This window comes from Nocardia sp. NPDC004722 (assembly GCF_053601505.1).
The window spans coordinates 1-9,289 of the sequence record NZ_JBSGBY010000332.1; the positions used below are offsets into that span (position 1 = coordinate 1).

General features: G+C 67.9%; 13 protein-coding genes and 1 pseudogene. 6 read left to right on the forward strand and 8 right to left on the reverse strand.

Annotated elements, in window-relative coordinates:
* Together ACWELQ_RS27860 and ACWELQ_RS27865 are read right to left on the reverse strand one after the other, a co-directional pair.
* A pseudogene (locus tag ACWELQ_RS27860) lies at positions 1 to 274 on the reverse strand (MFS transporter); the annotation flags it as partial.
* 161 nt (positions 275 to 435) lie between these two features.
* Complete coding sequence (locus ACWELQ_RS27865; RefSeq protein ID WP_452399999.1) at positions 436 to 990, reverse strand: exonuclease domain-containing protein; 555 nt, start codon at positions 988 to 990, stop codon at positions 436 to 438.
* Positions 991 to 1,394: 404 nt separating this feature from the next.
* On the opposite strand from ACWELQ_RS27865, the gene ACWELQ_RS27870 reads away from it, so the two are divergent.
* Positions 1,395 to 1,607, forward strand: coding sequence for a hypothetical protein (locus ACWELQ_RS27870; RefSeq protein ID WP_452400000.1), 213 nt, complete (start codon positions 1,395 to 1,397; stop codon positions 1,605 to 1,607).
* A 140-nt stretch (positions 1,608 to 1,747) separates the two neighbouring features.
* Positions 1,748 to 2,110, forward strand: a complete 363-nt coding sequence (locus ACWELQ_RS27875) for a VOC family protein (protein ID WP_452400001.1) — start codon at positions 1,748 to 1,750, stop codon at positions 2,108 to 2,110.
* A gap of 9 nt (positions 2,111 to 2,119) precedes the next feature.
* Here ACWELQ_RS27875 and ACWELQ_RS27880 read toward each other — a convergent pair whose 3' ends face one another.
* Together ACWELQ_RS27880 and ACWELQ_RS27885 are read right to left on the reverse strand one after the other, a co-directional pair.
* Complete coding sequence (locus tag ACWELQ_RS27880; protein WP_452400002.1) at positions 2,120 to 2,896, reverse strand: META domain-containing protein; 777 nt, start codon at positions 2,894 to 2,896, stop codon at positions 2,120 to 2,122.
* A gap of 19 nt (positions 2,897 to 2,915) precedes the next feature.
* Positions 2,916 to 4,319: a lipase family protein gene (locus tag ACWELQ_RS27885; RefSeq protein WP_452400003.1), complete on the reverse strand. Its 1,404-nt coding sequence runs from the start codon at positions 4,317 to 4,319 to the stop codon at positions 2,916 to 2,918.
* A 169-nt stretch (positions 4,320 to 4,488) separates the two neighbouring features.
* On the opposite strand from ACWELQ_RS27885, the gene ACWELQ_RS27890 reads away from it, so the two are divergent.
* Complete coding sequence (locus ACWELQ_RS27890; protein ID WP_452400004.1) at positions 4,489 to 5,124, forward strand: TetR/AcrR family transcriptional regulator; 636 nt, start codon at positions 4,489 to 4,491, stop codon at positions 5,122 to 5,124.
* Positions 5,125 to 5,224: 100 nt separating this feature from the next.
* Complete coding sequence (locus ACWELQ_RS27895; protein ID WP_452400005.1) at positions 5,225 to 5,698, forward strand: hypothetical protein; 474 nt, start codon at positions 5,225 to 5,227, stop codon at positions 5,696 to 5,698.
* 95 nt (positions 5,699 to 5,793) lie between these two features.
* Here ACWELQ_RS27895 and ACWELQ_RS27900 read toward each other — a convergent pair whose 3' ends face one another.
* Positions 5,794 to 6,054, reverse strand: a complete 261-nt coding sequence (locus tag ACWELQ_RS27900) for a hypothetical protein (protein WP_452400006.1) — start codon at positions 6,052 to 6,054, stop codon at positions 5,794 to 5,796.
* A gap of 119 nt (positions 6,055 to 6,173) precedes the next feature.
* On the opposite strand from ACWELQ_RS27900, the gene secG reads away from it, so the two are divergent.
* Positions 6,174 to 6,407 (forward strand): preprotein translocase subunit SecG, encoded by a 234-nt coding sequence (gene secG / locus ACWELQ_RS27905; RefSeq protein ID WP_033086851.1) that lies wholly within the window; start codon positions 6,174 to 6,176, stop codon positions 6,405 to 6,407.
* A gap of 69 nt (positions 6,408 to 6,476) precedes the next feature.
* Here secG and ACWELQ_RS27910 read toward each other — a convergent pair whose 3' ends face one another.
* Positions 6,477 to 6,818 (reverse strand): ribbon-helix-helix protein, CopG family, encoded by a 342-nt coding sequence (locus ACWELQ_RS27910; protein WP_452400007.1) that lies wholly within the window; start codon positions 6,816 to 6,818, stop codon positions 6,477 to 6,479.
* Positions 6,811 to 7,098: a hypothetical protein gene (locus ACWELQ_RS27915; RefSeq protein WP_379363328.1), complete on the reverse strand. Its 288-nt coding sequence runs from the start codon at positions 7,096 to 7,098 to the stop codon at positions 6,811 to 6,813. The genes ACWELQ_RS27910 and ACWELQ_RS27915 overlap by 8 nt, the downstream gene beginning before the upstream one ends.
* A 148-nt stretch (positions 7,099 to 7,246) precedes the next feature.
* On the opposite strand from ACWELQ_RS27915, the gene ACWELQ_RS27920 reads away from it, so the two are divergent.
* Complete coding sequence (locus ACWELQ_RS27920; RefSeq protein WP_452400008.1) at positions 7,247 to 7,912, forward strand: DUF1361 domain-containing protein; 666 nt, start codon at positions 7,247 to 7,249, stop codon at positions 7,910 to 7,912.
* A gap of 19 nt (positions 7,913 to 7,931) precedes the next feature.
* On the opposite strand, the gene ACWELQ_RS27925 is transcribed toward ACWELQ_RS27920, so the two are convergent.
* Positions 7,932 to 9,289: AMP-binding protein (locus ACWELQ_RS27925; RefSeq protein ID WP_452400009.1), on the reverse strand; the 1,358-nt coding region annotated here is incomplete at its 5' end.

A 9,289-nucleotide genomic window follows, 5' to 3' on the forward strand; every position in this document is an offset into this window, starting at 1 on the left:
GGGTGCGGTGCACGAAGAACGCGCCCGAACGGTAGTGCAGCAGCGCCGGATCGGTGACCCGCAGCGCCGCCGCCACCGCGACATTGCCCTCGTGCCCGGAGGAGCCGATGCTGTAGTAGCCGTGGCCTTCCCGGGTCAGCCGCCGCGCGGCCAGGTCGAGGTGTCGTGAGGCGGCCTGGGCGTCGAACAGTTCCAGGCAGCGCGCTCCGGTGAGGCCGGTGGCGTCGAGGGGTTCGTGTGCTGGGCGGGTGGGTCCCGGCGTCGTCGCGGCCACCTCCGCGCGAAACCACTGGTCCAGATCCGCTTCCCGGTCGTTGATGACGCCCTCCCATATGTCGCATATGTCGCGTACGCCGGGATGTCAGCGTAGTTGTGAAACGGCGCTATCCACGGCAATGTCCGATCCCTCGGCCAGTCCACCCGGCCGAGCCTGAATCAGCCCGGCCACAGGTCCTTTTCCAGCATGTCGGCGATCAGCGCCGCGATGTTCCAGGCATCGTCCCCGCCGCGATGATGCGTGCCTTCCAGGGGCAGCCCCGCCGCCCGCAACGCCTCCGCCATCCCGAACCTCCGACGCGAGCCGCGCGCCTCGGAGAACACCCGCTTGGCATTGGTGTGGCGGCCGCCGAACGGATACGCCGTCACGGTGCCGGTGCACTGCGCCTGGAACTGTTTGCGGGCGTAGTCGCCCCAGCTGGCCCACGGCCGCGAATCCGCCCGGAACTCCCTGCGCAGCAAGGCGCATGCCTCGGCGAAGGTGATCCCGCCCGCCACCTGCGCGGGCGTCAAGGTCGTCAACCGCGTACAGAACTCACTGACCTGCGAATGCTCGGGCCGCACCAGAATACTGTGCCTGCCCACCCGCTCCCGCGTCCGCAGATCGAGCACACAGACACCGATCTCGATGATCTCGTTGGGCTGCCCCGGCGGATTCGGCCCCTCCCAGCAGGTGGCCTCCACATCCACCACATTCAGAAAATCTCTCTCCATGCCCCGGCACGGTAGCCCGCGTGCCGCTTGCCACGACAACGATTTTCGCAACGCCGCCACCGATCCGACATCAGGCGGCAACGCGGCGGGTGACAATCGAAAGCGCAGCACGACACCCGGCAGGTCGCCACGACGCGGGCGGCCAGGTCGGGGATGAGGCGAGGGAGTGTGCACGATGGGCTCGCAGACATCGATCTACCCGTTCAACCCGATACTCGCGCTGCTGGCGGTGCTCGTCACCGTGATCGCCACGGTCGCGGTCTGGTACATGTACCACGAGAAGTGACCCCGATCCCCAGCATGGCTGCGGGACAACGATTTTCGAGGTCCCCCCTACGATCGACGCGGGGCGGGTTCTCGACTATCGTTCGCGAACGACGGTCAGGCTGGGGGAGGAGTCACCGGTGGGCGGAACAGGGGCGGGCTACCCGCCGGACGCACCCGAGCCACGGCGTCATCGCTGGACGGTGGCCGCGCTCATCGCGGCCGTGATCGCATTGATCATCGGCTCGGCGGCCTACAGCGCCCACCCGTTCGGCAACCCGGGACCCGGTTCGCACCCAGCCTCGACCGCACACGACGCCCCGGGCCGCGGTGGAATACCGACGGGCAGTTGACGGTTCAGCAAGATCGGACCTGCTCGCTCACCATCCCCCCGGGAGGCGATATGCCCAGTTCCGCACAGCCCATCGTCACGCCCACCGATTTCGGTGCTCCCGTGCGTACCACCGCCGACCGGATGCCCGGATTCTGAGCCATGGCCATCGCACGCCTGGGAGCCATCGCGCTCGACAGTGATGATCCGATCGCGCTGGGGCGGTTCTACTCCGCGCTGCTCGAGCTCGAGGTGGTCGTCGAAACCCCGGATCTGGTGGCCCTGCGGGCGCGCGGGGTGATGCTCACCGTCGAGCGGGTCGAGAACTATCGGCCGCCGGACTGGCCCGCTGACAGCGTGCCCAAACAGGCGCATCTGGACTTGTTCGTCGAGGATCTCGACGCGGCGGAAGCGGCCGCGCTCGCACTCGGGGCCCGCAAACCCGATACGCAGCCCGCGCCCGCGAAATGGCGTGTGCTGCTGGATCCCTCGGGGCACCCGTTCTGCGTGACGGTGCCCGCGTAAGCGGCCGGGTCACTCGGCGCGCAGTTTCAGGCCGGTGTTGTTGCCGCTGTTGCGCAAGGTCAGCTCGTCGGAATCGATGCTGGCCTTGGTTTTTCCGTCGAGGGCCTGCAACACCTGCTGTTCGACCTCCATCACCGGCGGGGCGCAGGCCATGCGGGTGGTGGCGAGTTGGAAGGTGACGTCGTCGCCGTCGATGGCGGCGGTGCCGGTCATGGTGTTGCACCCGGCGCTGCCGGAGACCTTGCCGTCGGGGCCGAGGGTCAGGGCGGGACGGGCCTCGTCGAGCGCGGTGGAACGGACCTCGGCGTCGGGGCGCAGCAGCGCGGTGACGATCCAGGTGGTGCCGGTCAGCGGCTTGTCCGGGTGCACGGACTTGCGGTCGCGCAGGGTCACCGTCGACCCGTTGCCCTTCAATGTGAGCGTGTCGCCGACCAGCGTCCAGGTGGGCTGGGAGCGCAGCAGGCCGTCCTGCCAGCCGTCCGCGCCCGCCGTGTCACCCGGGCAGGCCATCAGGGTGGAGGCCAGCTCGCCGACCTGCAGCGTATTGCCTTGCAGGTCAACGCGTCCGGTCATGGTGTTGCAGCCCGCGGTGGCGCTGATGCGGCCGTCGGTGAAATTCAGCGTCAGCGGCCCGCCGCCGGGGATCGCGGTTCCCGATACCGCGGTCGAGACGAAGGAATGACCCATGAGCGCCGCCGACGGCGTCCCGGATTCGCTGCCGGTGGCCGAACATGCGGCGGCGAGCATCGACAGCGCGAGCAGAACCCCCACACGAGTTGCTGGCATGAGGCCGATCGTACGGCGACTACACCGGCATCCCGAGCGCCGACGCGAGCGTCTGGCCGATCGCGTTGACGAAGGCGCCGATCGCACCCGGATCCAGGATCCCGGAATACACGTCCCGGTTGTGGCAGCCCTGCGGCGCGGGCACGCCGTTGAGCCGGTCGTCGAGCCACATGGCGGCACTGGCCGTATTCGAGACCGCCGCGATCCCGTGCTCGCTGAACAGGTCCCGCGTGTACTGCACGCGGGCGTTCGGGTCCTGACAGTAGATGTCGTAGGTGTTGTTCACGGCGTTGAGCGGCATCACCTCGTCGAAGGTGCCCTCGTAGATGTAGAGCGGTGCGCGCGGGGTGCCGCGATGGCCGAGGCTGAGCTCGTCGAGGACCGGCTGCATCTCCGGGGCCCGCATGGGATCGCCCGGATAATCGAACAGCCCCTTGATGTTCACGAACGGGAACGCCGCGAACTGCAAAGCCACACACTGGTTTTCGTGTACCAGCCGGGCCGCCTTGCCCAGCGGGTTCATGTGCTCGTCGATGAATCGGTTCACCTGCGGGTACTCCCGTGCCACCCCGAACAAGCCGCCCAGCACCGCGCCACCGAACGTCGACGTGCCGTTGTTGTAGTCGATGGCGGTGCGGATATCGGCCATCAGACCGCCGGTCGCCGACCCGACCAGATTCAACTCCGGCGCGTAGGTGGGTGCCAGTTCGGCGGCGTGCGCGGTCGGGATCGCGCCCCCGGAATACCCCCACATGGTGACGCGAGTATCGGTGCCCGCCAACCCCGCCGGATCGAAGCCCTCCGCGGCGCGGATCCCGTCGAGGGTGATCCGCCCGCCCAGCGGTCCCACCGCGTACGCCGCGTTCGGTCCCTCGTGATCGGGGATCACCACCGCGTGCCCGAGCTGCAGCATGGCCTGCACCTCGACGAACTCGGCCTCGGTCACCGGATTGAGCGGATTGGGCAGCGACCCCATCTGCAACGAGTAGGACGGCGCGCAGTTGACCGACAGCGAATCCTCGGCCATCTGGAACGAGACCAACCCGCGCTGCCCGCTCGGCGCGGCCCGATGCGGCACCACCAGGGTGGCCACCGCCGCGATCGGCTCCCCACGCGTATCGGTGCTGCGATACGACAGTTGCCAGGCGTTCGCGTTGAGCGGCAGCAGCCACACATTCGCCAGATTCACCTGCCGTGCGGCCAGGATCTCCCCGGGCTGCGCGGCCGCGACCCGCGCCGGATCGGGTTGATAGAAGCCGGGATCCAGATAGGGCGGGGCGGGCGGTGTCGGGAACGGCAGCGCGGGCTGCACCACGACCGGACCCGCCGCACCCGTCCCGGTCACCGCCGGGCACACCGCCACACTCAGCCCGGTCACGACCACCGCGCACGCCGTGGCGATCGTCCTGGTTCCGCCTGCCATATCGAACTCCTCCGGGCCGCTGCGGCGGCCGAGCACCCGCCCCGAAGTTAGGAAGCGGTTGTTTTCTAAGTGACTGGCCCAGACAATATGACGCCGGATCGCGGTGTGTCAACGGTCACGTCGGGCCGGATGTTTGCTGCGTGCCCCGCAGCGGGCAGGATGGTCGCTCGTGAGTGAAGTTTCCCGCCCGCGGCGCACCCAGCAGGAGCGCCGGGCAGCCACCGTGGCCAAGCTGGTCGACGCGACCATCGCGGCCATCGGAGAGGTCGGCTATCAACGCACCACCGTGCAGGAGATCTGCGGCCGCGCCGGCCTCTCCGCCGGCGCCATGTTCCGCCAGTTCGACACTCGCCTGGACCTGATCGTCCGTACCGCCGAGGAAGTCTTCGACCGTCAACTCATCGGCTACGCCGTCACCATGGAACACCTGGGCGCCCAAGACAATCCCCTCGACGTGGCCCTGCGCTTCCTCCGCCACGCTCAACAATCCAACCTCACCCACGCCCTGCGCGAAATCTTCCTCGCCGCCCGCTCCGACGCCGACCTCCGCGCCCGCATAGCCCCCATCGCCGACAACTACTACCGCGAAATAGTCGCCACCCTCGAACGCACCGGCCTCCTGGCCGACTTCCCCACCCACGTCCGAGAACCCCTCTTCTTCATGCTCCTGCACGTCTTTTCCGGCGAAGCCGTAGTCCGAGGCGTCTACCCCCGCCCCGACCTCGACACCTCCGTCCTCCGCCTCATCGAAGACATGCTCGCCGTCTACGCCGCCCACACCGCAACCCGCCCACCCGAAAGCTGACCTCCCACAAGGCGGTTCCCATCCCCGCGATCACGAGGTGGGCTCACGCCGATTCCGCCGCCACGAGCGCTGGGCCTGGTGGTCATGGTGGGGTGTGTAGATGACGAGATGGCAAGCTCTTCAAGATCCCTCGCCTTGGCAGGACCCCACCCGCGGTCTCAAATCGCAGGTTGGCCGTCGGCTCACGATTCGGCCGCAGAATCCCAGCGCGGTTCACCCTGGCGATGAGCTGGTCTACGCCGGTCTGGTCATCCTCAACACCGGCACCGAACCTGTCGGCCGCGAGACGGTCAGAATTACTGTGCCGGAGGCGGTTTCACTACACACCCCCATTGCGAGCAGGTGGCTTTGGGACAACCTTGCCGGCGGCGGTTGCCAGGGAACCCTGTCGTCTGACCGGCGCACATGGGCAGGCGAGGTGAACCTCGATGTTTCGCCAGGTGGGTTCAAACTGCTTTCCACCGGCCTGAGGATCGCCGAGGACGCGGTGCCTGGGCTGGTCGTGATCACCGTCGAGGTGGGCTCTCCGGCCTTCGCCGAAGGACGGGCGTCCGTCGAGATCGCCACCGGCTAGCAGCCGATCGAACCCGCCACACCCGCCGCGATTGGCTACCGAATGCCACGGCGCCGGGCATGCTCTCGCGCCTCCCACGCACACGGGAGCCAGCGTCACCCGTTGGGTTGGGAGTAGGTGTTCCAGTACTCGGTGAGGTCGCCCTCGTCCAGGACCCGGAAGCCCGCCGGGCGGCGGAACACTACATTGGCGTACGAAAAGCCCCGGCCCTGAATGGCGATGGTGAGATCACCGTCGTAGCGCAGATCGCGCACCACTTTCGACGCGTACCGCTTGGATTCCGGCACGAGGCGGCATTCCGGGGCGAAGCCCGGACGGAGTTCGGATTCCCCTGGCTGGCCGGGCACGGTTGTCATGCGGCAATCATGCCGGGAACTTCATGATCGACCTGCGGAAGGCTCGCGGCGGGTGCTGTGCCGTCTCACATCGTGGCCTGATTCGGGTACTGGGGTACCAACCGCTTAGACTGTCGGCCATGCGGATGTTCCTGGATATCCTCCTCGTTATCACCAGCGTGCTGCTGGTGCTGCTGGTGCTGTTGCACCGCGCCAAGGGCGGAGGTCTGTCCAGCCTCTTCGGTGGTGGCGTGCAGTCGAGCCTGTCGGGGTCGACGGTGGTGGAGAAGAATCTCGATCGAATCACCATCTTCCTCGGCCTGATCTGGCTCATCTCGATTCTCGGTATCGGGCTCGAGATCAAGTTCGCCTAAAGCTCCCACGTTCGTGAAATCGCCCGGGCACCGGAAAAGGTGCCCGGGCGATTCGTCGTGTTCGGGTGGTCAGGTCGGGTTGCCGTGCAGGGGTGAGAGATTGGCCAGGGCGGCCGACAGGGCGCGGCGGGCGTCGGCGCGGCTGATGGGGGTGTCGTCGTCGAGGGCGGCCAGTTCGATGGTTAGGAAGTCGCGGATCAGATCCGACATGCTGACCCCGCGCTGGTCGGCTTCGGCGCGGATACGCTGATCCATCGCGTACGGCAGCCGCACGGTGCGCAACACGGTGACAGGGGTGTCGGGACCGGGGAGGTCGGGTTCGGGGGCGTCCTCGTCGAAGGTCAGGTTCGCGAGGAAATCCCGGGCTTCGTCGGCCGTGTGCGGGTAGCCGTGGTCGGGATAGTCATTCATGGTCCGCCTCCCATTGTTCGAACTGGGCGAGGAGCCGGCCCGTCACCGGCGTCACGCCGACGACCTGCTGGTCCCACTGCGACAGCGGTCGTACCACCACCGCCAGCGGCTGCCCGCCGCCGGTGCGGCCGATGATCATGAGGGCGGGTAGTCCGCCCGTCCCGCGCACCGACCGCGGCCAGCGTCGGCCCGGACCGGTCAGGACCCGCATGATCTCCTCGGGCGCAATGCCGAGTCGGTCCGCGACGTCCAGGGCCCACTCGGGAATCTCATATCCCACGGCCGCATAATACGATCGTAAAACAGCTGGTCGCCACCTGTCGACCAGGGTTTCGCGGAAACACGCCTCGAGCGGGCGAAATGTGTGGATTCGGTGAAGGTGGCGGCGACCGCGTGACGGCGTGGCTATCGGTCTGCATCATGAACGAATGGACCCGGTGAAGACGGTCGCGCCGAGCCTGGCAGGGGTGCTGGACCGAGATCTGCTCTGGATGGTGTGGAACACCGTATTGGCTTGGATCCCGGTAGCTTTGGCACTGCTGGTGTTCCGCGGCGAACCCGAGGACGAACGAGGGCTGTCGCTGTCGCCCTTCCGCTGGGGCGGGGTGGCGCTGCTGCTGCTGTTTCTGCCGAACGCGCCATACGTGGTGACCGATCTGGTGCACCTGCGCGACGACATCCGCGCCGCGGGCAACGGCCCGGTGGTGACCACGATCCTGCCCGTGTACGGGGCGTTCATCATCTCCGGATTCGTGGCCTACTACCTGGTGCTGGCCGAATTGGACCGCTTCCTGACCGCGAGGGGTCTGGGCGTGTGGCGCTTCCCGGCGCGGCTGACGGTCCATCTGCTGTGCGCGGTAGGCGTTTTCCTGGGCCGCTGGGTGCGCCTGAACAGTTGGGAGCCGGTGGTGCAGCCGCGCGGCACCCTCGATCGGATGCTGCTGGCGCTGAGCTGGCATTGGGCGCCGGTGGTGATCACCGCCATGTTCGTGGCAACGGCGGTGGGGCACTTCGTGACTCGCGCGGTCATCGAGTCCGGTATCGACGCCGTCCGCAAGGGCGCTCGGCTATTGCGAACCCGCAAGTTCGCCTAGCCGAGCGCCCCCGTGGCTATCAGGCCAGGCCGAGGCGCTCGGCCGCGAGCACCCGGATGGCCTTCTTGTCCGGCTTGCCCAGACCCGTCAGCGGCAGCTCCTCGATCACGAGGACATGCTTGGGCACCTGCACCGAACCCTTGCGCTGCTTGACCGCGGCCTGGATCTCGGCGGTGACCACCTCGATCGCGGCCGGGTCGGCGGCGGTCTCGGCGTCGAGCACCAGCACCGCGGTCACGGCCTCGCCCCAATGCGCGTCGGGCACGCCGACCACCGCGACGGTCAGCACCTTCGGGTGTTCGGACACAACGTCTTCCACCTCGCGCGGGAAGACGTTGAACCCGCCGGTGACGACCATGTCCTTGGACCGGCCGACGATGAACAGGAACCCGTCCTCGTCCTGCCGCGCCAGATCGCCGGTGCGCAGCCAGCCGTTCTTGAACGTATCCGCGGTGACCTCGGGCAGATTCAGGTACCCGGCCGCCAACAGCGGTCCGGAGACACAGATCTCGCCGACCTCACCCTGCGCGACCTCGTTGTCCTCGGGATCGAGCAGCGCGACCCGCACCGCGGTGGAGGGCCGCCCGCAGGAGGTCAGCCGCTCCTTGTCGTGCTCGTCCTTGGCCAGGTAACTGATCGCCATCGGCGCCTCGGACTGCCCGAAGTACTGGGCGAAGATCGGCCCGAACCGATCGATGGCCTCCTGCAACCGATTCGGGTCGATCGCCGCGGCACCGTAGTAGACGGTCTCGAGCGAGGACAGATCCCGGGTGCGCGAATCCGGATGATCCAGCAGCGCGTACAGCATCGACGGCACCAGCATCGTCGAGGAGATCTTGTGCTCCTCGATGGCGCGCAGCACTTCCCCGGCGTCGAAGCGCGGCAGCACCACGCACTGCCCGCCCAGCAACACCGTCGGCAGGAAGAACGCCGCGCCCGCGTGCGAGAGCGGCGTGCAGATCAGGAACTTCGGATGCCGCGGCCACTCCCACTCCGAGAGCTGGATCTGCGTCATGGTGTTCATGGTCAGCGCGGTGCCGATGACACCCTTGGGCTTGCCGGTGGTGCCGCCGGTGTAGCTGATCGAGATGACATCCGAGGGCAGCAGTTCGACCGCCTTCACCTCGCGCGGCTCGTACTTGTCCGCGGTGGCGAGAATGTCGACGCCGCAGTCGGCGAGCGCCTCGGGCACCGGACCCAGCACCAGGACCTTGGTCAGGCCCGGCACCATGTCGACCAGTTCCCGCGCCCGCTGCACGAACGCGGGCACCGGATCCAGGATGAGCGTCGAAATGCCAGCGTCGGCAAGCACATACGCGTGATCGTCGAGCCCGCCGATCGGGTGCAGCGCGGTGCGGCGCGACCCCACGATCTGGC